The 21,913-nt window shown below is 36.6% G+C and carries 24 protein-coding genes and 1 other annotated feature; of the genes, 14 read left to right on the top strand and 10 right to left on the bottom strand.

Going from position 1 to position 21,913, the window contains the following annotated elements; all coding sequences use genetic code 11:
• Positions 1-78 precede the first annotated feature (78 nt).
• From BM260_RS05815 to BM260_RS05780, 8 genes are all read left to right on the top strand, one after another.
• A complete protein-coding gene (locus BM260_RS05815; protein ID WP_093536025.1) occupies positions 79-1,359 on the top strand; it encodes an SLC13 family permease in 1,281 nt (426 codons plus the stop codon).
• 61 nt (positions 1,360-1,420) lie between these two features.
• Positions 1,421-2,308, top strand: coding sequence for a DUF6282 family protein (locus tag BM260_RS05810; RefSeq protein WP_093536023.1), 888 nt, complete (start codon positions 1,421-1,423; stop codon positions 2,306-2,308).
• Positions 2,309-2,359: 51 nt separating this feature from the next.
• Positions 2,360-2,743: a cupin domain-containing protein gene (locus BM260_RS05805; RefSeq protein ID WP_093536021.1), complete on the top strand. Its 384-nt coding sequence runs from the start codon at positions 2,360-2,362 to the stop codon at positions 2,741-2,743.
• Between the two features lie 54 nt (positions 2,744-2,797).
• The gene (locus tag BM260_RS05800; RefSeq protein WP_093536019.1) at positions 2,798-3,571 is read left to right on the top strand and encodes an HpcH/HpaI aldolase family protein; all 774 of its coding nucleotides are present in this window, start codon (positions 2,798-2,800) and stop codon (positions 3,569-3,571) included.
• 194 nt (positions 3,572-3,765) lie between these two features.
• On the top strand, positions 3,766-4,536 hold the full coding sequence (locus tag BM260_RS05795) for an isocitrate lyase/PEP mutase family protein (RefSeq protein WP_093536017.1): 771 nt from the start codon (positions 3,766-3,768) through the stop codon (positions 4,534-4,536).
• Positions 4,537-4,557: 21 nt separating this feature from the next.
• Positions 4,558-5,130: a bifunctional transcriptional activator/DNA repair enzyme AdaA gene (locus BM260_RS05790; protein ID WP_093536015.1), complete on the top strand. Its 573-nt coding sequence runs from the start codon at positions 4,558-4,560 to the stop codon at positions 5,128-5,130.
• The gene (locus BM260_RS05785) at positions 5,130-6,038 is read left to right on the top strand and encodes a DNA-3-methyladenine glycosylase family protein (protein WP_093536013.1); all 909 of its coding nucleotides are present in this window, start codon (positions 5,130-5,132) and stop codon (positions 6,036-6,038) included. Before BM260_RS05790 ends, BM260_RS05785 begins: the two co-directional genes overlap by 1 nt.
• A complete protein-coding gene (locus BM260_RS05780) occupies positions 6,031-6,507 on the top strand; it encodes a methylated-DNA--[protein]-cysteine S-methyltransferase (protein ID WP_093536011.1) in 477 nt (158 codons plus the stop codon). Before BM260_RS05785 ends, BM260_RS05780 begins: the two co-directional genes overlap by 8 nt.
• Before the next feature lie 249 nt (positions 6,508-6,756).
• On the opposite strand, the gene BM260_RS05775 is transcribed toward BM260_RS05780, so the two are convergent.
• Complete coding sequence (locus BM260_RS05775) at positions 6,757-7,077, bottom strand: general stress protein (protein WP_093536009.1); 321 nt, start codon at positions 7,075-7,077, stop codon at positions 6,757-6,759.
• Positions 7,078-7,231: 154 nt separating this feature from the next.
• Here BM260_RS05775 and BM260_RS05770 point away from each other — a divergent pair, with 154 nt between their 5' ends.
• Together BM260_RS05770 and BM260_RS05765 are read left to right on the top strand one after the other, a co-directional pair.
• Entirely contained in the window at positions 7,232-7,729 is a 498-nt protein-coding gene (locus tag BM260_RS05770; RefSeq protein WP_093536007.1) for a flavin reductase family protein, read from the top strand.
• 458 nt (positions 7,730-8,187) lie between these two features.
• Positions 8,188-8,436, top strand: a complete 249-nt coding sequence (locus BM260_RS05765; RefSeq protein ID WP_093536005.1) for a hypothetical protein — start codon at positions 8,188-8,190, stop codon at positions 8,434-8,436.
• A gap of 196 nt (positions 8,437-8,632) precedes the next feature.
• On the opposite strand, the gene BM260_RS05760 is transcribed toward BM260_RS05765, so the two are convergent.
• The 3 genes from BM260_RS05760 to BM260_RS05750 all read right to left on the bottom strand — a co-directional run bounded on the left by BM260_RS05760 (position 8,633) and on the right by BM260_RS05750 (position 11,416).
• Complete coding sequence (locus tag BM260_RS05760; RefSeq protein WP_093536003.1) at positions 8,633-9,364, bottom strand: metallophosphoesterase family protein; 732 nt, start codon at positions 9,362-9,364, stop codon at positions 8,633-8,635.
• 24 nt (positions 9,365-9,388) lie between these two features.
• Complete coding sequence (locus BM260_RS05755; protein WP_093536001.1) at positions 9,389-10,078, bottom strand: TVP38/TMEM64 family protein; 690 nt, start codon at positions 10,076-10,078, stop codon at positions 9,389-9,391.
• Between the two features lie 135 nt (positions 10,079-10,213).
• The gene (locus tag BM260_RS05750; RefSeq protein ID WP_093535999.1) at positions 10,214-11,416 is read right to left on the bottom strand and encodes an MFS transporter; all 1,203 of its coding nucleotides are present in this window, start codon (positions 11,414-11,416) and stop codon (positions 10,214-10,216) included.
• A 62-nt stretch (positions 11,417-11,478) separates the two neighbouring features.
• Positions 11,479-11,739: a binding site (T-box leader), on the bottom strand.
• 122 nt (positions 11,740-11,861) lie between these two features.
• Between BM260_RS05750 and BM260_RS05745 the strand changes: the two genes are divergently transcribed.
• The gene (locus BM260_RS05745; protein WP_093536714.1) at positions 11,862-13,109 is read left to right on the top strand and encodes an erythromycin esterase family protein; all 1,248 of its coding nucleotides are present in this window, start codon (positions 11,862-11,864) and stop codon (positions 13,107-13,109) included.
• A 50-nt stretch (positions 13,110-13,159) separates the two neighbouring features.
• On the opposite strand, the gene BM260_RS05740 is transcribed toward BM260_RS05745, so the two are convergent.
• Complete coding sequence (locus BM260_RS05740; RefSeq protein WP_175496211.1) at positions 13,160-13,825, bottom strand: DUF1129 family protein; 666 nt, start codon at positions 13,823-13,825, stop codon at positions 13,160-13,162.
• Positions 13,812-14,156, bottom strand: a complete 345-nt coding sequence (locus BM260_RS05735) for a PadR family transcriptional regulator (RefSeq protein WP_093535995.1) — start codon at positions 14,154-14,156, stop codon at positions 13,812-13,814. Before BM260_RS05735 ends, BM260_RS05740 begins: the two co-directional genes overlap by 14 nt.
• Positions 14,157-14,371: 215 nt before the next feature.
• On the opposite strand from BM260_RS05735, the gene dacB reads away from it, so the two are divergent.
• Complete coding sequence (gene dacB, locus BM260_RS05730; protein WP_093535993.1) at positions 14,372-15,853, top strand: D-alanyl-D-alanine carboxypeptidase/D-alanyl-D-alanine endopeptidase; 1,482 nt, start codon at positions 14,372-14,374, stop codon at positions 15,851-15,853.
• Between the two features lie 146 nt (positions 15,854-15,999).
• Here dacB and BM260_RS05725 read toward each other — a convergent pair whose 3' ends face one another.
• Positions 16,000-16,773: an SDR family NAD(P)-dependent oxidoreductase gene (locus BM260_RS05725; protein WP_093535991.1), complete on the bottom strand. Its 774-nt coding sequence runs from the start codon at positions 16,771-16,773 to the stop codon at positions 16,000-16,002.
• A 225-nt stretch (positions 16,774-16,998) separates the two neighbouring features.
• Here BM260_RS05725 and BM260_RS05720 point away from each other — a divergent pair, with 225 nt between their 5' ends.
• Together BM260_RS05720 and BM260_RS05715 are read left to right on the top strand one after the other, a co-directional pair.
• A complete protein-coding gene (locus BM260_RS05720) occupies positions 16,999-17,577 on the top strand; it encodes a TetR/AcrR family transcriptional regulator (protein WP_175496210.1) in 579 nt (192 codons plus the stop codon).
• A gap of 68 nt (positions 17,578-17,645) precedes the next feature.
• The gene (locus BM260_RS05715) at positions 17,646-19,772 is read left to right on the top strand and encodes an MMPL family transporter (RefSeq protein ID WP_245762643.1); all 2,127 of its coding nucleotides are present in this window, start codon (positions 17,646-17,648) and stop codon (positions 19,770-19,772) included.
• A gap of 52 nt (positions 19,773-19,824) precedes the next feature.
• Here the strand turns inward: BM260_RS05715 and BM260_RS05710 are convergent, their stop codons facing one another.
• The 3 genes from BM260_RS05710 to BM260_RS05695 form a co-directional block, all read right to left on the bottom strand.
• The gene (locus tag BM260_RS05710; RefSeq protein WP_093535987.1) at positions 19,825-20,394 is read right to left on the bottom strand and encodes a manganese catalase family protein; all 570 of its coding nucleotides are present in this window, start codon (positions 20,392-20,394) and stop codon (positions 19,825-19,827) included.
• Between the two features lie 15 nt (positions 20,395-20,409).
• Complete coding sequence (locus BM260_RS05705) at positions 20,410-20,676, bottom strand: spore coat protein CotJB (RefSeq protein WP_093535985.1); 267 nt, start codon at positions 20,674-20,676, stop codon at positions 20,410-20,412.
• Positions 20,677-21,014: 338 nt separating this feature from the next.
• Positions 21,015-21,902, bottom strand: coding sequence for an AEC family transporter (locus BM260_RS05695; protein ID WP_322788065.1), 888 nt, complete (start codon positions 21,900-21,902; stop codon positions 21,015-21,017).
• Positions 21,903-21,913: the final 11 nt, after the last annotated feature.

The raw sequence follows: 21,913 nt of genomic DNA, 5'->3' as shown, positions 1-21,913 counted from the left end.
AACAGTTGAAGATAGCAAATGAAGGTTGCTTCACTTATATTGGCTAACTGCTAAAAAAGTATAGGAAGAAGGGATCAAATGGCAGTAATTTCTTTATTATCCCTAATTATTGTAATCGCAGTGGGAGTATACACGAAAAAAAATATAGGAATTATCTCCCTTGCAGTTGCAATAGTACTAGGAATGATAGGCGGGTTGTCTAGCAGTGAGGTTATCAGCGGTTTTCCTACGAGTCTATTTCTGAATTTGTTTGGGATGTTTTTCTTCTTTGCGATTGCACAAAATAATGGATCCTTGGAGCTTCTATCCAAGAAATTGTTTGTATCATTTGACCGTTATGCTATTGTGTATCCTCTTATAGTTTTTTTGGTAAGCGCTCTCATAACAATTGTCGATCCAGGTGGTTTGACTGGTTATGTGGTGTTACCTGCAATTACGATGAGTGTTGGTTACCAGATGGGCTACAATCCGATTATGATTGGCGTTCTGACCATCTTTGGAGCCAACGCTACGCTTATGACACCAGTCGGGGTATTTGGGAATACTGCGAACTTGATTGTCAATGATGCTGGCTTCCCTAATTATGCAACTCAAATTCTACTAAATGGTACAATCCTGTTCTCTATCGCCGGGATTTTAGTTTATATAGGGTTTCGCGGATGGAAGAGAAAACAACACTCTGAGGATATGTTGTCATTGGAAGATAATGCAGCACCAATATACCTTCCAGCTTTCAATGGTCAACAAAAATTAACCTTACTGATGCTGATATTGATGATTCTCTCCATTATGTTTTTAAATACCCATGCAGGACTTACAGCATTAGTTTTTAGTATAGTCTTGCTTTTGGCTAAGGCTGCCGATGAAAAAGATGCTTTTGTCGGTGTACCTTGGGAAACAATATTCCTATGTATAGGAATTGGGAACCTCCTTAGTGTTATTGATTCGATGGGAGGCTTAACACTTTTAAGTAGTTTGTTATCTTCCATTTCTACAGAATGGACGGTGGCACCTTTACTAGGCATCACTTCGTCGATCATGTCCTTTTTCTCACTAGCAATTGCGGGACCTATTCCGACTTTAATTCCCTCAATTCAAGTGTTGAATTTTTCGACCGGTAATTCGTTTATGGATATTGAATTGATAAGTACAGTTATTAATGGTGGATTCACTGCTGCCATTAGTCCTTTGTCACTAGGTGGAGCAATGGTCCTGGCTGCTTATGGAACATTATTCAAACCTAGCGCTGAAGAAAGAACGAGAGTCTTTAATAAGTTGTTCCTAGTGGCAATAGTGATTTCTATTATCGCTGGAATCTTGGCAAATGCCGGTATATATAGCATAACTACTAGCTTGTAGTCTTGTTAGCTCAATAGGAAAAAGGATTTTTCTTAACTATATAATCCGAGGAGGAATAGAAATGAATAGAAGTATATTAAATGGTATGTATGATGTGCATGTACACTGTGGGCCATCCACAGCAAACAGAGCAGTGGATGCAGCAGAGATGCTGAAGTTGGCGGAAGAAGCCGGCTATGCAGGATTCGTAGTAAAGGATCACTATATTCCAGCACTTTTGGGAACGAAAATGGTAGAGAAGCATTTAGGAAATGGCACCTGTAAGGTTTACGGATGCCTTGTTCTGAATAATGCAGTTGGTGGCCTTAATGTCGATGCTGTGGATAAGGCCAGACAAATGGGCACGGCAATGGTTTACCTACCAACCGTTTCTTCTAAAACCCATATCGACGGACACAAGGAATCTGGATTTGTTGGCGGAGCAGGTACTTCGGATGTAGAGGAAGAACCGATAGTTATTGCCGATGAAAATGGAACTCTTAATCCTAAGGTTGTAGAAGTAATTCAGTACTTGGCTAAGCATGATATGGTATTGGCAACCGGACATGGCAATGAAATCGAAGTGGAAGCTACAGTCAAAAAGGCATTTGAACTGGGGATGAAACGTGTCTTGGTAACACACCCGCATTATCAGGTTGGAGCAAGCATTGATGATATGAAGAGATGGGCGGACATGGGTGCTTATATTGAGATTAACGCCTGTGTGTTTAAAGATAGTGGATCGAAAGTGGAAGCAGTAGTAGATCTGTCCGTGGCGAAAGAGATGATAGATGCCTGTGGTGTGGACAGTATAATTATTGATACAGATTACGGTCAGGCCGCTAATGGCTCGCCGGTAGAAGGAATGTATAATTTCGTCAATGCTTTAGAAAAACAGTTTGGAATCACCGAAGAAGAAATTAACATCATGACTAAAAAGAATCCGAAAAAATTGTTCCATTTCCAATAAAGACAAAAAGTAACTTGGTAAAATAATAATTTAAAACAGGAGGAACTATAAATGACAAAAATTGATTACGGTAATCTGGACAATCTACCTTGGCAATTTGTAAGAGAAGGCATCACGCGGAAGGTATTCGGAATGGGTGCAGAACATATCAACGCCACAATCAATAAAGTTGAAAATGGGAATGAGAAGAACCCGCATACCCATGAAGAAAATGAGCAGATTGCGCTTATTTTAGAAGGTGAATGTGACTATTATGTAGATGGTGTGCCTTACCGCATGACCAAAGGATCTTGGATTACAGTTCCGGCCGGTGTGGAGCATTATATTTCTGTCTACGACAGCCCTGTACCGGTGCTCAACATGGATATTTTCTATCCTTTAAGAGAAGAGTACAATGAATCCTACGGTAAATTCATAGAAAACTACCGTAAGTAAATACGAATCTATGCTTGGCTGAATATCTACAGTGGTTAAAAGGAGAGAGTTTTCATGAAGATGCGTAATTTGGTCAAAGAGAAGCTAGAGGGGAAAGGGCATGTTTTAGGTGCGTTCGTTGCTTCAAGCTCACCGACTAATGTAGAGATTTTAGGACTTAATGATTTCGATTTTGTCCTTATTGATATGGAGCATGCTCAAACCGATATGGAAACCACAGTGAATATGATACGAGCTGCGGAACTGTATGATATGGCACCGCTCGCTCGCGTTTATGATCCAAATGATGGTCCTATGATGTCCAGAATGCTGGATGTGGGTATTCATGGTCTGATGATCCCCATGGTGGAAACTAAAGAGCAAGCACAATATATTATTGAAAATATGAAGCTTGCACCTCTTGGAAAAAGAGGGATAGGCGCCGGGCGTGGACCAAGATGGGGTTGGTATGAGGATTATAACAAAGGTGAAGTGAACGATAATACCTACGTCATTATGCAGTGTGAAACTCTAAAGGCTGTCGGAAATATTGAAGAGATTTGTCAGACACCAGGTCTCGATTGTATCTTTATTGGAACTGCTGATTTGTCACAGGATATGGGTTGTTTTGGTGACAATAACAACAATGAGTTACAAGTTGTGATCAATAAGGTACTGGATACCTGTAAGAAGTACAATATTGTACCCGGCATCGTTGCTGGAACGGCGGAAGACGCGGTAAAACGAATTCAACAAGGTTTCCAATTTGTTACTATCATGAATGACCTTGGATTTTTCAGAAGCCAAACTAAAAATGAAATCGATACAGTTAGAAAAAAACTTCATTGATATATTCAGTCCAATCCCTAAATGTCCTTTCAGGTTTTGGAAGAAAAGAAAATTAAAATGCTGGTACCCATCGAATTTAGAATCGTATGGGTCCTGGCATTTTTTACTTTGTCGACCATAAGCGCAAGAATGAGGACGAAGTAGGCGCAAACTCCTTGTAAAATGAATGTAAACAACCATTAGGAGGAGTTAGAATGAATCTCATTCAGGAATTTAATAAATTACATTCATCAGAAGAAATATTATTTTTAGGTAATGCATGGGATCTGTTATCCGCTTTAACTTTAGAAAAGGTAGGTTTTAAAGCAATTGGTACAACAAGTTGGGGAATTGCGAACTCATTTGGATATGCTGACGGAGAATTAATTGATTTTGAAAGACATCTTGGAGTTATTAAAACGATTACAGCAAATGTGAAAATACCTGTTACTGCAGATATTGAGGCAGGCTATGGAGAAGATAAGGAAACAATTATTGAAAATGTTTTAAGGACGGCAGATGTTGGGGTTGCTGGCATTAATATTGAGGACTCACTCAAGAAACAAATGGGGCTCAGAACAATGAATGAACATTGTACTCTTTTATCAGCAATCAGAATGGCATTAGATAATCATGGCTATCAAGATTTTTATATTAATGCTAGAACTGATACATACTTTCAAACAGAAAACCCTTTCTATGAAACAGTAAATCGTGCAAAGGCCTATGTTGAGAGTGGAGCTAGTGGAATATTTGTCCCTGGAATGATCGACTATGACGAGATTAAAGAAATCACAATGACCATACATGCTCCAATAAATGTATTGTCTTTACCGCAACTTACAAATTGTCATGTACTGCAGGAATTGGGAGTGCAACGTTTTAGCTTTGGTAATGCCCTATCTGATAAAATCATTTCCTTTTTAGACAGCAATGCTGCACAATTAATGGAGCTACAAGATACTTCATTGTTATATGATTACTGACCTAGAAAGGTGTGGAATTCAATGGAGGATATACTTAATCTTTCTTTTGATGAAATGTGGGATAAGGTCATGGCTTGCGATCAAAAGTATGATGGATTATTTTTTACGGCAGTAAAAACCACTAAAATATACTGTCGGCCATCGTGCAAATCTAGAAAGCCGAAAAAAATAAATGTAGATTTCTATTATGACATCAATAAAGTTGAACATGCTGGTTTTCGTGCTTGTAAAAGATGTCAGCCAGAAGTTGACCATTCCCCGCGTACTGAACTAGTCAGAAATGTAACCACCTTTTTAATTAATCATTATAAAGAAAAGTTGGTATTACAGGACATTGCCAATAGCGTCGGTGTTAGTCCTTTTTATCTGGAGCGTTTGTTTAAGCAGGAAACGTTAGAAACTCCGCGTACTTACTTGGAGAAAATAAGAATTGATAAAGCAGCCTATCTTCTTTGCAGTGCAAATCTATCAAATCTTGAGATTTGCTATAAAGTTGGATTTCAAAGTCCTTCAAGTTTTTATAAAGCGTTTCGTCGTTTGATGAATTGTTCACCAAGTGAATATCGAATTCCTGCGAAAAAGGAGCTACTGTAATGCAATGGAGCAATCACGGAACGTTTATTGAGATATATCCACCGAAGGAATTCAATTTTGATGAATGCCTAGTGTTCTTGGGTAGGTCCCAAGAAGAAGTGTTACATCAAATTAGAGATGAGTTACTATATAAGCTGATTAAAGTAAATGGAGAATTAATCTTGTGTAGAATCGGGTTCGCTCAACATGTAATTCATGTAGATTTTCCCTCACAACCATTGTCTATCACCAGTCATGAAGAAATAGCATCGTATATTTGGGAATGGTTTGATTTGGATCAAGACTTGAGCCTTTTTTATGAGGTAGCTAAACAAGACAAGATATTACAACAAATTCACAAGAGATATTACGGGTTACGGATGATATGTATACCAGACTTATTTGAGGCGTTGACTTGGGCAATAATGGGGCAGCAAATAAATTTGACCTTTGCGTACAAATTAAAGCAACGTTTTGTTGAACACTTTGGGGAGTGCCTTACCTTTGAAGGGAATACTTTTTGGCTATATCCAACATATGAAAGAATTGCGACTCTAAGCGTAGAGGAGTTAATAACACTACAATTTACTGTTCGGAAGGCTGAATATGTAATTGGAGTTGCAAAAGCTATGACAAATGGGGAATTAACAAAAGAAATGTTGCTGCAAGAACCAACGTATGAGCAAGCAAAAAAGTCGTTACTGGGGATAAGGGGAGTAGGACCATGGACAGCGGATTATGCGCTGATGAAATGCTTACATCAATCATCTGCCTTTCCGATAGCAGATGTCGGACTTCATAATGCTTTAAAGGTTCCATTAGGGCTTAATCGTAAACCGACAATAGAGGAAATTAAAGACATAGCAACAAATTGGCAAGGTTGGCAAGCGTATGCCACCTTTTATCTATGGAGGTCTTTATATGAATAAATTAGATTACAAATCTCCAATTGGCATAGTAGAAATAGTGGGAACAGAGGAAGTAGTTAGTTCTATTATGTTTATTGAGGGCGATGAAGTGAGTAATACAGTAAACTCTGAAACCCCACAGGTTTTAGTGGATTGTTCTATTCAACTGGACGAATACTTTAAGGGTGAGCGTCATGTATTTTCATTTCCTTATAACTTTGAGGGTACAGAATTTCAAAAAAAGGTATGGAACGCTTTGACAACTATTCCATACGCTGAAACCGGGTCCTATAAAGATATTGCCACTGCCATTAAAAATGAAAAAGCTGTTAGAGCAGTAGGAACCGCCAATGGTAAAAATAGATTAAGTATTATCATTCCATGCCATCGAATTATCGGATCAAATGGAAGACTAACAGGCTATGCAGGTGGTTTGTGGAGAAAAGATTGGTTACTTCAGCATGAGAGGTCTTTTAAAAGGGAAGAGTAAACCGAAGGATATTACAGTGAAGCTTTATGAATTTCATTGAAAATGCACGACATGCTTTGGGTAAGAAAAAATATTTGCTCTATTAGTCAATTGGAAAGTCTGAAGCTTAAGTCATGAATTCGATACATAATACATTAACGGCATATATCGCTTGATCCATTTACAAGTGTTCATCACCAGAACGCCAATTAGTGAATAAAATAATTAAAAAACCCATTCCTATGAAGGAATGGGATATACTTCGATTATTTAATTATGAGCAATGATTACTAGTTTACCTTCATCTAATTCTTTTTCAGCTGCTTCTGCTTCTTGTTTAGAAATACCGGCAGCTTCCATTTTGTTACGAAGCTCGTCTCCACGAGAAGTGAACATGTTTTTAAATGATTGTAAAAAGCCTTGTTCTTTCATCCCAACATCCGAAGTGTCTAACGCATCATTGATATCGTCGGCTCTTTCTTTAAAATGGGCGAAAATATGAATATTGTCTCGAACGTATCCTTGTGTTTCAAGTTTTTCAATTTCTTGTTTTGCTTGAACTGCATTTTCAACTGTTAGTTTGACTGTCATGTATAATTCCTCCATTTTTATTAGTAATGTGTTCTAGTATATATTTACCCGATAATAGGGAGTTTAAACAAAATAGCTTAGAATGAATCCAAATGTGTGAAAGAAATGTATGGTTTTGATATGCTTAAAAGAAAAAGAGAATGGATGTTATAAGATGGACAATAAAATAGATCAAGTAGCTAGCTTTAAAGCAGCAATGGGAAATTATCCTACAGGAGTTACAGTAGTGACAGCTTTTAATAGTAATGGGAAGCCAATGGGATTGACTGTAAATTCTTTTGCCTCAGTTTCGTTAGATCCATTATTAATATTATGGTCTATTGATAAGCGAGTATACTCATATGAAGAGTTTTTAAAAGTAGATAAGTTTACGGTAAATATTCTAGCTGCTGACCAAGGAGATATATGTAATTTATTTGCTAGTAAAGTGGAGGATAGATTTGCAGAGTGTGAATGGAACAAATCAGAATTGAATTTGCCCGTGCTTTCTAACTCGTTAGCAACACTAGAATGTAAAGTATTTAACAAAGTAGAAGCTGGTGACCATACAATTATGATAGGCGAGGTTCTTCATATTCAAAATGCAGCAAAAGAGCCTTTACTGTACCACCGCAGAAATATTGGTGCGATACCGACAGAATTTTATAAATGATTATAGACAAAAAGGATATCCAGATGGATGTCCTTTTTATGTTATAGCTTGAAAATCCAAAAATATTATTGCTCAAGAAGGGGTTATTTAGCCTTTGTCCAAAACAAATGTTCCTAGGAATCTTCTTTAGCCTGCAAAATCCCGAAGCTGTCAGTAAAAGTAAAGGTTGTACAATGTTGCATAGTGGTGGAAATCTCTAATATTCACGTAGTTAGAGGTTTAGTTTTGGGAGCAGATGGAGAGTATTTACTTAAAGGGATATTCTCCGAAAATGTTGTTGGTGGATATATAGTGTAACGTTATTTGACTGTTTATATTCTCGAAGAACTAGTTGATGTAGGAGATTAACTGCTGCCTTTTTAAGTAAAAATAGTGCAGTGAGTGATTTTAGATGAAAGAAGGACAGAGAGTTCCATTTTCTGTCCTTTTTCATTTAATTTAATGGAAGGGGATTTTATATGGGTAAGGAATCAATGGTGTCTTTAACAATACACCATTATATTTGGATCATTCTCTTTTGCATTTTCGGTATATTATTTGCTATTTATATATTAATCGCAACAGGGAATAACCCACCACTCGTTGTATTTATTTTATCTGCTATTGGGACAGGAGGGACTGGTGCTATTATAGGTGGAATTATAGGGAATAGTCTTGTCAATTTTCACAAAGCATTATTCAAGGTGCAAGGACAAAAGAAACGTTAAAATATATTGGGATCTTAATAAGGGGGGTATAGGTAGAGGCTAAAAAAATCCTAATGGAAAATCAATTGATCGTATTTAGCTAACAAATTTCGTTACGCAAGTGAATACAAGTAAAGAAATCAGTAGTGTAAGTATATGACAGAGAGTAAGTAAAAAATCTCTCCAAAGTGTAGTACTTGGGAGAGATTTGGATACATCAAATATAAAAAAGCTTAAACAGTATTTCTCTTTGTGGTACTTGAAGTGTTTCAAACTTTTGTAGAAAAGCTTCTTTGTCATAAGTGACGTGACGGATGGTTACAATTGGTTTGCTTGAAGTAAATTCTAATACTGCATATGGTGCGGTATTTCCTTTAGACACTCCAAGAGCTCCTGGATTCAGCATTATCTTGTTGTCCATTTGGAATAAATGCTCGGGATGATTATGCCCAAAGCAAATGATATCCGCCGGGTATTCACTGAACATACTCCACGTATTTTCTAATGTAGGTTTTAAAATAGGATGAAAAGGCTCTTCTCTTATATGAGCTTCTAAGAGATGTGGCTCGATATGATAGTGAATTCCCAAAAGCCGTGTACCATTAACTTCTTTCGTTATAACTCGTGGGAGTTGCTCTAGTCGTTGGACATTTTGATGGGATAGTTGATTTGCAATCCACTCATGATGTTCACGTGTATGCTTGTAGCTCTCGGGATGTCCCTCCCCTGAAATAAGGGATAGTATTGCTTCATCATGATTTCCGGTAATCATTCGAACATCGGAGCGGTCAAATAGTATATTTAGAACTTCGTTCGTATCTGGTCCCATAGCAATCATATCCCCCAGACACCATATTTCCTGCACATCTGTTTTAGTATCTAGTTCGTTTAATACTGCTCGTAATGCAAGTTCATTTCCATGTATATCCGTTAAAATAGCTACTTTCAAAAAATCACTCCTACAACTTATAACTTATTCTGCCGGCTCCGTTTTTTCTTTCTCTTTCTTTTTATGGTGTTTCAAATATTTCACTAAATAATAAATAAGGATAGTCGCAAAAATAACACCGAAAATGACATACTCATCTACATCCGATGAAAGTATTCCAGCGGGAATCAATGCAAGAACAAAGAAATATAAGAAGTTCCCAATTGCAGTAGCTATTGTGAAAGGTATTACACGAATTGTACTTAGTCCAGACAAAATATTTATAAGACTAGTTGGGATAAATGGAAAGAGCCTACCTTGAAGTACGTAGGCAAAACCATTTGCATCTACCTTATCTATTAAACCTTTGTTGAACTTCTCGATAATAATTTCTTGGAAAACATAGCGAACCCCATATAACACAATAACGGATGCAATAATACTCGTAAACCAACTCCACAAAAAGCCATTTATAAATCCGAACAATGTGATATTGATCGTAATCACGAGAATAAGTGGAAATATAGTAAATGAATTTTGTATGATCATGACTAGTGCCATAAAAAATAGTGCATAGCCGATATTTCTTTCTAGAAAGAGTTGGACCTCATCTATATCTCCTTGTAATAAGGACGTCACAATATCTTTGTTTAATAAGACGAAAACTGAAACTAATAGCAAGGCGCCCCAAATAATCCATTGTCTTTTTGTAAGATGTTGAATTTTATTCTTCATTTGTTAACGTCACCTGGTCCTTCACACATTTATTGTCCAATCGTACCACGGTTTAAGGTTACTAAAAAACTTTTAAGGTCTATTCTTATAAAGATATTCAAATGAATTTTGTAAAGACCAAAAAGTTGAATACTATTAGGCTAATTTACTCCTAACTTTACTAGCTGAAAGTAAGGTTAAGTAAAGAGCTGTAGTAAACATTAGAGTAGAACATCCTATCACAACCTCTTTTACAGAAAACCACTGAGAGGCTAATCCTACTAAAAGAATAGTGATGACTTGTATAAAACTCGCAAGCATCTCATAAATACTTGAGATTCTTCCCATCATATCGGTAGGGATATTCGATTGAATGTATGTCATAAATCCCGTATTAGAAATAGATAGAAAAAATGAAAGTACAAAAAATCCGATGCTAGCTAACAAATAGGTTGTAGAAAAACTGTAGATTATATAACCAATGGAGACAAATAGTGTTCCTATACTCATTAACAGTTTAGCGGGAAAGAATCTTACTAGCACATTAGTGCAGATTGCACCTGTTAAAAATCCGATACCAGCGATAGTGACAAGGGAACCATAGGCAGTATTGGAGAGATTGAGAATCTTCTTGGCAAATGTTACTTCCATGGAATCTAATGCTGCAGTAAGTAGCATTACCATTTGAAACATCATATATAAGACGAAAAATGGGATAGCCTTTTTACTAAAACGTACAACTAAACTCCAGTCATTTCGGATATTTAACCAAGTAATTCTTGAATTTTCATGAGAAGCTGAAGACATTTGCTTAGGCAAAAGAAGTGCAAGAGCGGCACATAATAGAAAAATAAAGACATTTACAAATAATGCCTCCTTGAGGGAACCAATCATAAATAAAATCCCCGCAATTAATGGACCAGTTACAAATGCACCAGAATGGACAAAGCTAAGGATTGCATTAAATCGATGTCTTATACTTTCAGGTAGTAAAAGCGTCATATAAGTGAAGGAGGCTGGCTCAAAAATTGCACCAGCCATTTGTATGAAAAACACTAGTGTAAAAATAATGAAGACGGAATTAGAAAAAGGGATGAAGAAGATTAATATTGCTCTAAATAGGTCCAAGTAGACCATAATATGTTTAGTAGAAACACGGTCAATTATACTTCCAGCCCAAGGTCCTACTAACAACTGTGTGATAGGTTTGATAATATATAAAGTGGCAACTGCTAAAGCAGATCCTGTTATTTCTAATACCATTAAGTTAATTGCTAATAGGTATATCCATCCTCCAATATTGGCAACTCCAACGGAACTCAAATATAAAATTGGGAACTTCCATTTAAATGAGTACATTTTAAAACCTCCGACATATTTAAATTTGGTCAATAAAAAAACCCCACCCCCAAGACTGTTGTCTTAGGGACGAGATTAATATGTCGTGGTACCACCCTAGTTTGCCCTAATGTCGCCATTAGTGACCTTTTCAAGTACGGCATGTATACATGCTTATACTCTAGCTCGATAACAGGAGCAACTGTCACATAATACCTTGTTCTGTACAAGTCCTATGTGAAGCTCAGAGGCTTGTTTCGGTAACTTCATTCTTACCCATTCACAGCTACTAGGGCTCTCTTTGAAGATATTCGATTACCTACTCTTCTCTTCATAGCTTTTTAATTTTTCTTATCATACCATATCCACTTCTAAATACTAGTTGTTTTTTATCTTTTGCAATAACTTTTTATCAGTATAAAGGATACTGGCGTAACGCAAACTTCTATGAAAAGGAGTGTTTACGATAACATCACATACAGAAGCTATTAAAAAGTTTGCATTGCCATTTAATACTTCAGGGGATTTCACTCCTCTTTTAACAGCTATAGGAGAGTCTAGAGTTGTATTACTCGGAGAAGCTAGTCATGGAACTTCAGAATTTTATAAAGTTCGAGCAGAGTTAACAAAGCGACTGATTGAAGAAAAGGGATTTACTCTAATTTCGGTAGAAGGAGATTGGCCATCTACTCAGCGAGTAAATAGATTTATAAAAGGATACGATACAGACCTCAACAAACAAAATGTACTAAATGTATTCGAACGCTGGCCTACTTGGATGTGGGCAAATGAAGAGATTTCGGAATTAATTATGTGGTTAGAAAAACATAATAAGCAACTAAAAGATAACAGGAAAATAGGATTCTACGGAATTGATGTGTATAGTTTATGGGAATCTTTAGATGAAGTGATAAACTATTTGCGGAAAACAAATCCGGAGGGAACTGATATGGCTTTTGCAAAAAAAGCAATATCCTGTTTTGAGCCTTTTAACCGTCATCCCGAAACGTATGCATTTTCCTCTATTCACATCTCGGATGCTTGTGTGGAGGAAGTAACGAAGTTAGTTTCATCTATTCGCACAAATGAAAAGCAGTATGAAGATAAGGAAGAAGCACATTTAAATTTAAAGATAAATGCATTAGTAGCGCAAAATGCAGAAGAATATTACAGAGCGATGATTCGCAGTGATGAACTTTCATGGAATGTTCGTGATGAGCATATGGTCGAAGCGATTAACGAAATAATGGATTATCATGGGAAAGATTCGAAAATAATAATTTGGGCACATAATACTCATATTGGAGATGCATCGGCAACAGATATGAAAAAAGAAGGTCTGACAAACGTAGGAGAAATTCTTCGTATGCAGAACAAGCGTGAAAATGTGTTTTCGGTTGGATTTGGTACTCATAGTGGCGAGGTTATTGCGGCAGATGAGTGGGGAACTACTCCTAAGAGAATGATTGTGCCTCCAGCAAGAAAAGATTCCTGGGAAGATATGCTGCATGGTGTAGAAGCTTCTGATAAGCTTCTGATTTTTGACGAGGTGAATCGAACATTCTTTAATGATTGGGTGGGGCATCGGGCTATTGGTGTCGTCTATAATCCAGACTTCGAAGCCTATGGAAATTACGTTCCTTCTAGAATTGGGAGCAGATACGATGCTTTTATTTATATAAATAAAACGAATGCTATATCACCCATTGACTAAATATTGAGTGCAGATGGAGAGGGAGTAATTTCTCCATCTGTCTATGTTACTTAAATTCTAGATTTCTTCATGATCCATGAAGTCAGTAACAATATAGCGCCTATACCAAGTGAAGACTGCCACGGTAATATAAAGGATGGACCTATCTCTTTTACAAAAAAACTGATGATCAAAATAACTAAGAATCCTCCTGCCCCATATAAACCAGCCCTAATCATCATCTTTTTATCAGTAGCATTTTCATCAAAAGATCTTTGACTTATTAAACCGAATATCATTTTTACTCCTAAAGCTGTCATAACCATTATCAATAGGATGAGAAGTAGGGAAGAGATGATATATACTTCTTCAGAAGCTTTAGTACCAATTATAGGAATAATTATGCTTCTCATTATTAAAAACCATCCAACCAAGTTTATAGCTATTTCACTTACGAATATGAAGCTCTTGCGTTTATTTTCACGCGGTAAATGACTAATAATCTCATCTGCATAACCCTTAGGATCATTGCCAAAGATTTCTTGCGCTGTTTTACCATCTTGTTGACCTTCCGTAAGATGATCTAACATCTCCATCAAAACTTCCTCTGATTGTTGCTCTGATAAGGTTAGCTTCGTTCGAATATAAAGTAATAAGTTCGTGTAATATTTCTCGTTTTCCTCCGTCAATAGTGCTCTTTTTTTGTTATTTTGTTCGATTAACTCACGTGCTTTCAAATGGTTCATCCCCTTTCGATAATAGAGCATTAATAGGTACTGATAATTGGTTCCATTCTATAGAAATTGTTTCAAGAGTTTCTTGTCCGGCTGAAGTCAATGAATAATATTTGCGATTGGGTCCAGATTCAGAAGGTCTCATTTCACCAACAATAAGCTTGTTTTTTTGAAGTCTTAATAAAACAGGGTAAATCGTGCCTTCGCTTACATCCTCTAAACCGACTTTTTGGAGTTTTTTAGAAAGTTCATAACCGTAGACTGGTTCTTTTTCGATAACGGCAAGTACACAGCCATCAAGTATTCCTTTGAGTAGTTGACTTCTAATGGACATTTTTTTCTCCCTTCCACTAACTTGCATAACAAAGTAGTTGTATAAAGAAATGCTACCTTGCTTTGCAAAGTAGCTAAGGTAAGTATAAAATTAATTTGTAGTAATGTCTACTAGGTAAATGGTCCACTTTCTTGTAAGGATTAAAAAAGTTCCTTATTATCTGACAATTACGTGTTAAACTAACAGTAACTAAATGACGAATTAGGAGGAATAGAGTGAGGATTTGGAGAAAGCTATTAGTTTCTGTTGTATCAATTGTGATGATTAGTGGATCTGTTTTTATTTCTACAAGTGAAAATAATACCGTTGAGGCAGCTACTTCGTATAGTAGTTTAAAAACTAAACTCAATACTATTATGGCTGATAATCGCATGAAAAGTGCCTCTACAAGTGTCACGGTAAGGAATGCTGCTACTGGAGAAATTGTGTATGAACATTACGGAGACAAAAGGATTACTCCTGCTTCCACAATGAAATTATTAACTGGGGCAGCTGCACTGGAAACACTTGGTGAGAAGTATCGTTTCTCTACGACGGTTTTGACGGAAGGTAAAGTAGAAAAGGGTATATTAAAAGGAAATCTCTATTTAAAAGGTCAAGGGGATCCAACATTATTAAAAACACATTTAGATAATTTTGCAGCAACATTGGCAAGACAAGGTATCAAAAAGGTTAATGGGAATTTAGTCGGAGATGATACTTGGTATGACAAAGTTCGACTTTCTGCAGGTATTTTAGCTGAGGACGAGCCATATTACTATGCTGCACCTATCTCGGCGTTAACGCTTTCGCCAAACGGGGATTATGATGCAGGATCGGTTATTGTTACAGCAAAACCAAGTAAGAATGGTAGAGCAACAAGTATTACATTAACACCTGCAACAGGTGTTTTACAAGTAGTCAATAACTCCAAAACAGTACCTAAAGGATATAAAAACACATTAAAGGTAACTCGTAAAGTGGGAACTAATAAAGTAATTATTACTGGAAACTCTCCATTAGGAACTTCCGGTATAAAAGAATGGATTTCTGTTACGGATCCAACAGCCTACTCATTAGATGTATTTAAAAAGTCATTAGCAGAAAAAGGTATTACATTCACTGCTGCTTCAAAAGTTGTGCAGGGTAAAGTGCCAGTAAATGCAAAAGCTCTTGCTTCAAGGAAATCCATGGAACTAAAGGATTTAATGATTCCATTTATGAAACTAAGTAATAACACACATGCAGAAGTATTGGCAAAGGAAATGGGAAAAGTAATACATGATGAAGGAAGCTGGAAGGCAGGCCTTCTTGTTATGAATGAATACGCATTATCGATTGGGCTGGATGCTTCCAAATGGACTTTTGAAGATGCCTCCGGAATGTCCTATTCCAATAAAGTTACTTCTAGCCAACTTTCGAAACTTTTGTACTTAGTACGCTTGGAGCCTTGGTATCCTATCTATAGTAAAAGTCTACCAGTGGCGGGATCTTCCGATAGATTAATTGGTGGTACGCTTAAAAACAGATTAAAAGCAAGCCCTGCTAGAGGTAATGTAACGGCCAAAACAGGTAGTCTAAAAAACATAAAATCTCTCGCTGGCTATGCAAAAACTAAAAGTGGTGAAACACTTATATTCACGGTGTTAACAGAAAAAAATAAGTCAAGTACAATTCCAGTAATCGATCAAATCGCCACAACAATTGCTAATTATTAATGATAAAAGCGCCACCCTTTCAAAATAAAGGGTGGCGCTTTTAGTATGGGGTTAATAATATTTTATAGATGTAGGGTTGGTACCGATTATATTATTAATACGAAAAAACCAAATAGGTGTTAGAACTCCCATCTAAGGGATGTGTCTTATTGATTTAATTGTCCACCGTCGACTGTGTAGATGGATTGAGTAACATAGGAAGCCTCATCAGATAATAAGAAAGATACCACATTTGCAACTTCTTCAGCTTCGCCGTAGCGTCCCATTGGAACGGCTGAAGCGAATGCTTTTGTAGCTGCTTCACCTTGGCCAGGTAGAGTATTCTCTTCAATTTGACGCATCATGCGTGTATTGATGATTCCCGGAGCAACGGCATTTACACGTATACCGAAGGGTGCTGCTTCAAGAGCTGCTACACGGGTGATACCAATCAATGCATGTTTCGACATGATATAACCAACCATACCTGGAGAAGCCATTAGTCCTGCTCCGCTTGCTGTGTTAACGACAGCACCAAATCCTTGTTTTTTCAACACTGGTAACACATATTTCAAGCCTAGGAAGGCTCCTTTTATATTGACATTGTAAACCAAATCAAATGTTTCAATTGGATAGTCTTCGATTTGTTTAGTTGTACCTTCAATACCTGCGTTATTAAAGAAACCATCAATTTGACCAAATTTAAGAACTGTGGCATCTACATAAGCCTTGACTTCCTCTTCTTTTGCCACATTGGCTTGAAGTGCAATTGCACGAGTTTCATCTAAGCCTAAATCAACGATTACTTGTTGAACAGCTTCTAAGTTTAAATCGACAAGAGCAAGTTTTGCTCCCTCATCAGCAAATTTTTTAGCCGTTACTTTTCCAATTCCACCTGCTGCACCTGTTACGATTATTACCTTATTTTCAAATTTACCCATTAAAAACACTCCCTTTTTAAATAAAATACTTTGAATGCGAGATAAAAACATCTCGCATTCAAGATAGTATAGTGGTCAAAAATTGTCAATTAACTCGATTTCACACTGTTCTTTAAATATTTTTAACTCTGAGTTAATAAAAAGATAAATTTAGTTCACTAAGGTAAGTATGGTTTAAATTTGTACATCTATGTACTATACTATTTGTGTAGTGAGGTGAGTTATGTGGCGCGTGAACGTAAGTTTACTGATGAAGAGTTATTTAAAGCAACGAAGTTATTGCTAATTGGGGATGGTTACGATGCTTTCACATTTAGTAAGCTAGCTTCGATGATGGAAGTTTCTCGTGGAAGTATATATAAATATTATGAAAACAAAGATGAATTAATCTTAGAGTTTCTCATGTATGAAATGAATCGATTTCTTCAAGAATTTAATGAACTTGATAAAAATGGGGATTTCCAAACACAGTTTTCTATAGTTATTGATTTTATTTTTAAGCATAGTGAAATTCATCAAATACTGGAGATTATTACCCAAATCCCTAAAAAATCTCCCAATCAAGTCATTTCATCCAGTCAGGCACAGTTAACTGGATACTACAGGGATATGTATAAACAGTTTCAAGGTTTAATTGAGCAAGGGAAGAATGAGCAGGTGATTAAGAGACATCTATCGGATGCTATAATTCTGGGAATGATATTTCAAACTATTGCTATTCCCAATCATTTTGGTATACCACGTGACGAATGGGTAGCTTCTATTAAAGAGATTTTAAGTGAAGGTATGTTTCAGCGCGATTGATTGACATACAAGTCACTTTTACACATAATGTAAATGACAGGTATGTTTTTTTATCCAAAGTGACACTGATGTCACTTAAATTTAAAAAGAAAGAAGTGGACTTATTGAAAAAGGTACTAGGTAGAGTAACTGATTTTATTGCAACTCGAAAAGGTATGTGGATTACTTTAGGTATTTGGATAGCAATTACTGTAGTTCTTACAATAGTTGCACCAGGTGCAGGCGATCATAAAGTTTCTAGTGTAGCCTCATTACCTGAGGATGCCAAGTCGGTTATTGCACAGGAAAATATTGACGAGCATTTTAAAGATGCAGAAAGTTTACCGGGAATTTTAGTTCTACAGTCTAAAGAGGAAATAGACATGGAAGTTCTTGTAGCAGCTTTAGATAAGGTTGCCGCTGCAAATATAAACGGTTTGAAGGAAATGATTCCTTTAAGTAGTTTGCCACCTCAAGCACTCGCAGGATTTTTCTCAGCAGATAAGAAAACATCTGTTATTCCACTAAGTTTTATCACTTCTTTGGAAACCTCTGAATTAGAAGAAAGCCTGGATCAGGTGAGTGAAATTGTGACCGAGGAAACCGGTTCGACAGTATATATGACTGGACCAGCTGGAATTGCTGTAGATACCACAAATCTATTTGAACGTGCTGATCTTGTTTTAATATTATCGACAGTAGGCATTATTTTAATTCTTTTAATTGTCATCTATCGTTCTCCATTATTAGCACTAATTCCGCTTTTAGCAGCAGGTATTGTGTATCAAGTAGTAAACCAGTTGCTTGGGATTCTAGGAGCTAACGGATTAGATTTAGCAAGTCAGTCATTATCAATCATGTCCATCTTATTGTTTGCGGCAACAATTGATTATTCATTGTTTGTATTTTCTCGTTACAGAGAAGAGTTAAAGAATTATGAGACTAAATTTGACGCTATGAAGTACGCAATGCGTGAGACAGGAATTCCTGTATTTTTTGCAGGTGGTACAGTTTTAGCTGCAATGCTAGTATTATTCTTTGCATCATTCGGAGATTATCGTAATTTCGCACCAATTTTTGGAACAACAATGCTTGTTATTATGCTTGCCGCTGTCACATTAATCCCAGCATTATTTACACTTTTCGGCCGAAAATCATTTTGGCCACGTATTCCAAAGTACGGGGAGACAGAAGTAAAAGCAAACTCTCTATGGAGCAAAATTGCATCATTTGTTGTCCATAAACCTATAGTTGCTGCCGTTTCTATATTAGTTATTTTAATCGTTTCGGCATTAAATCTGTTCAATTTAAATTATGAATTTGATACGATGAAATCTTTCCCTGATGATATGCCATCCCGGGAAGGGTATGAAATTATAGAGAATGAATTTGCAAAAGGGGATTTAGCTCCTACAACGGTATTATTTGAATCTGAAAGTGAAATTACGGAAGAAACACAAGCTAGTCTAATCGAGCAGTTATTACAGCAAGATTTAGTTAGTACTGTTAGAGGTACGGGGATTTCAGAAGATGGACTTGCAGCACAATTCCAATTAACATTTGAGGAAAGTCCATATTCAACAGAGTCGATGGATGCTCTTGAAAAAATGATAGAGGATGAGGAAAGTATTGTTAAAGATAGCAATGCTGAGGGTGATTTATACTTTGCAGGTGAAACAGCTTCACAAGTAGATGATCGTTCAGTAAATAGTCGCGATCTAATCCTTATCGTTGTACTGGAAACAATATTAATCTTTATTTTATTAATCGTGTTAACGAAATCTGTCAAAATGCCAATATACATGATGGGAACTATTCTATTGTCGTTCCTGGCAGCACTTGGTCTAGGTATGTTCTTATCGAATTTATTCTTCGATATCGATACGATTAGTAATCGTGTTCCGTTGTATTCGTTCGTGTTCTTAGTAGCACTAGGAATCGATTATAATATTATTCTTATTTCTAGGTATTTGGAAGAACGAGAAAAACATCCTGTGAAAAAGGCTGTAGAAATTGCAGTATCTCACACAGGTGGAGTTATTTCATCTGCAGGGATACTACTTGCAGCAACGTTTGCTGTATTGATGACGCAGCCAATCCAACTGTTATTCGTTTTTGGATTTATCGTAGCTGTAGGAATTATTTTGGACACATTCTTAATACGCGGTATTCTATTACCTGCATTGATTGTCCTATTTGAAAAAGATAAAAAATAATATAACCGCATGGTCTTTTAGAATAATTCTAAGAGGACCATGCGGTTTTTTTTTAGAAGACTTTCTTTCTATCCCTTTCATCTTTTAGTAATTCAACTGCCTCACGAAAACGAAGTGAATGAATATTTTCTCGTTCTCTTAAGAAACGTAAAGCATCATTGATACCGGGATCATCTGATATATCGATTAACCATTGATAGGTGGCACGTGCTTTTTCTTCTGCAGCAATATCCTCATATAAATCTGCAATAGGGTCTCCTTTAGATTGAATATACGTAGCTGTAAAAGGAACACCCCCAGCATTCTCATAAAATAGGGAGTGTCCGTGATTAACGAAATGTGCACCTAAACCAGCTTTTTCTAATTGTTCAGGGGTAGCATCCTTTGTCAATTTATAAATCATCGTAGCAAGCATTTCAAGATGTGAGAATTCTTCGGTGGAAATATCTGTAAGGAGTCCGATTACTTTATCCGGAACGGTATAACGCTGATTCATATATCTAAGAGCAGCCGCTAGTTCTCCATCAGCACCTCCATATTGTTCCATCAGATATCTAGCGAGCATCGGATTGCAAGTGGTTACCTCAACTGGATAAAGTAACTTTTTTTCATAAACCCACATCTAATTTCTCCTCTCTCATAATTGCCATGGCCAAGGATCTTGGTTCCAACGCCAACCTAATTCAAGCGCTTGCCTTGAGGGGATGGATTTAAGTGATAATGGACCAAACTTATTTTCGTATTGTTTGCGTGCGACTGCAGCATTTTTAATAGCTTCTCTCCATTTTTCTAAAGCATCTTCATCATTAGGATGTGTATCCGTGTATAATGTCCATTCAACCACAACGAAATCCATTTGTTGTACTGTTTTTAACAGTCTCATTCTTTCATCAAAAACATTCATGAAATTCCTTCCTCTCGGGAAAAGCCATCCACAAATTTGGGCCAAAGAGAACCTTGCATTAGTGCTTCCTCTGGAGAATTTTGAGGTAGACCTGGTTGTTGGAAGTTAGTGAAAATTTGTGGTGGTAACACAAAATACTTTATGGTAATAGGGGGACATGGATCTCGTGGTGAAACGAAAGGCTTATAACTTCCTCGGTAACTTGGATTTTGCAAATGCAATCACTCCTTCTATTCATCCTATGGAGCTAGAGCTTGTCTAATTCTTAAATATAAAAAATCCTTAAAAGTTTAGAAAAACTAATAAGGATTCGTTAATGATAAATTCTCTATTACACTCTAAGATATCCCTAAGAAAAATAGAACTAGCGGAATAGAAATAATGCTGATAAGTGTGGTAACAAGAGTTGTAAATGAAACGAGATCGGGTTCCGTATTAAATTGCAATGCGAGCATCGTGGTATTAGCAGCGGTTGGCATAGCTGCTAGTATAATCGCAACTTGCTTAACCGTATCATTAACTGGCAGGAAGTATAAAATTCCAACAGCAAGTAAGGGAGAAATAATTATCCGAATAACAGAAACTGCGGCTACATACCGATAGGCAACCTTTTTACGAGAAATGACGGCTAATTGCATCCCGAGAACGAGCATTACGGTTGGTATCGAGGCATCTGCTACAAGCCCGACTCCTTCCATTACTGCCTGTGGCACAGTCAATTGTGTTTCTTGTAAAAGAATTCCAAGTGCAGCTGCATAAACGACTGGCATTCTAATAACTCGGTGCAGTGATTGTTGCCATGTTGCTTTCTCCCCTCCACCAAGAGACGCAAAAAATATACCAAATGTATTGATAAACAAACCATGTAAAACCATAATCATTACGGCATAGTCAAAACCGGTAGTCCCTAAAGCAAATAACACTACTGGAGCTCCATAATTTCCACTATTCATAAACATGCCACCTAAAATCATCGCAGAAAGCTGCGACCGCGATGATTTCATAAGAGTTCCAGTAACCCAAGTAATTATTAGTAATATAAAAGCTAAAACTAGGCAAAATATTACGATATAAAAATATTCCAGCGTTAAGGCATTTGTATAAAATGTTCGGAAAGCTAAAAATGGAGACATTAGGTATAGTGCGGCAGTTGAGATAGATTTAATATCAAAACCAATAAATTTTTGTCCAACAAATCCGATAAAGAAAATAATAAAAACCGGCAAAATAATCAACA

Origin of the sequence: Psychrobacillus psychrotolerans (assembly GCF_900115805.1) — a bacterium.
Lineage (GTDB): Bacteria > Bacillota > Bacilli > Bacillales_A > Planococcaceae > Psychrobacillus > Psychrobacillus psychrotolerans.
Note: the sequence above shows the minus strand (reverse complement) of the source record. Positions and strands in the feature narration are given on the sequence as shown.

Bases quoted from the DNA above. Each gene is read 5' to 3' on its own strand.
- BM260_RS05815 (WP_093536025.1), top strand. From the start codon at position 79: ATGGCAGTAATTTCTTTATTATCCCTAATTATTGTAATCGCAGTGGGA.
- BM260_RS05810 (WP_093536023.1), top strand. From the start codon at position 1,421: ATGAATAGAAGTATATTAAATGGTATGTATGATGTGCATGTACACTGT.
- BM260_RS05805 (WP_093536021.1), top strand. From the start codon at position 2,360: ATGACAAAAATTGATTACGGTAATCTGGACAATCTACCTTGGCAATTT.
- BM260_RS05800 (WP_093536019.1), top strand. From the start codon at position 2,798: ATGAAGATGCGTAATTTGGTCAAAGAGAAGCTAGAGGGGAAAGGGCAT.
- BM260_RS05795 (WP_093536017.1), top strand. From the start codon at position 3,766: ATGAATCTCATTCAGGAATTTAATAAATTACATTCATCAGAAGAAATA.
- BM260_RS05790 (WP_093536015.1), top strand. From the start codon at position 4,558: ATGGAGGATATACTTAATCTTTCTTTTGATGAAATGTGGGATAAGGTC.
- BM260_RS05785 (WP_093536013.1), top strand. From the start codon at position 5,130: ATGCAATGGAGCAATCACGGAACGTTTATTGAGATATATCCACCGAAG.
- BM260_RS05780 (WP_093536011.1), top strand. From the start codon at position 6,031: ATGAATAAATTAGATTACAAATCTCCAATTGGCATAGTAGAAATAGTG.
- BM260_RS05775 (WP_093536009.1), bottom strand. From the start codon at position 7,077: ATGACAGTCAAACTAACAGTTGAAAATGCAGTTCAAGCAAAACAAGAA.
- BM260_RS05770 (WP_093536007.1), top strand. From the start codon at position 7,232: ATGGACAATAAAATAGATCAAGTAGCTAGCTTTAAAGCAGCAATGGGA.
- BM260_RS05765 (WP_093536005.1), top strand. From the start codon at position 8,188: ATGGGTAAGGAATCAATGGTGTCTTTAACAATACACCATTATATTTGG.
- BM260_RS05755 (WP_093536001.1), bottom strand. From the start codon at position 10,078: ATGAAGAATAAAATTCAACATCTTACAAAAAGACAATGGATTATTTGG.
- BM260_RS05750 (WP_093535999.1), bottom strand. From the start codon at position 11,416: ATGTACTCATTTAAATGGAAGTTCCCAATTTTATATTTGAGTTCCGTT.
- BM260_RS05735 (WP_093535995.1), bottom strand. From the start codon at position 14,156: ATGTCCATTAGAAGTCAACTACTCAAAGGAATACTTGATGGCTGTGTA.
- BM260_RS05725 (WP_093535991.1), bottom strand. From the start codon at position 16,773: ATGGGTAAATTTGAAAATAAGGTAATAATCGTAACAGGTGCAGCAGGT.
- BM260_RS05715 (WP_245762643.1), top strand. From the start codon at position 17,646: ATGTCACTTAAATTTAAAAAGAAAGAAGTGGACTTATTGAAAAAGGTA.
- BM260_RS05710 (WP_093535987.1), bottom strand. From the start codon at position 20,394: ATGTGGGTTTATGAAAAAAAGTTACTTTATCCAGTTGAGGTAACCACT.
- BM260_RS05705 (WP_093535985.1), bottom strand. From the start codon at position 20,676: ATGAATGTTTTTGATGAAAGAATGAGACTGTTAAAAACAGTACAACAA.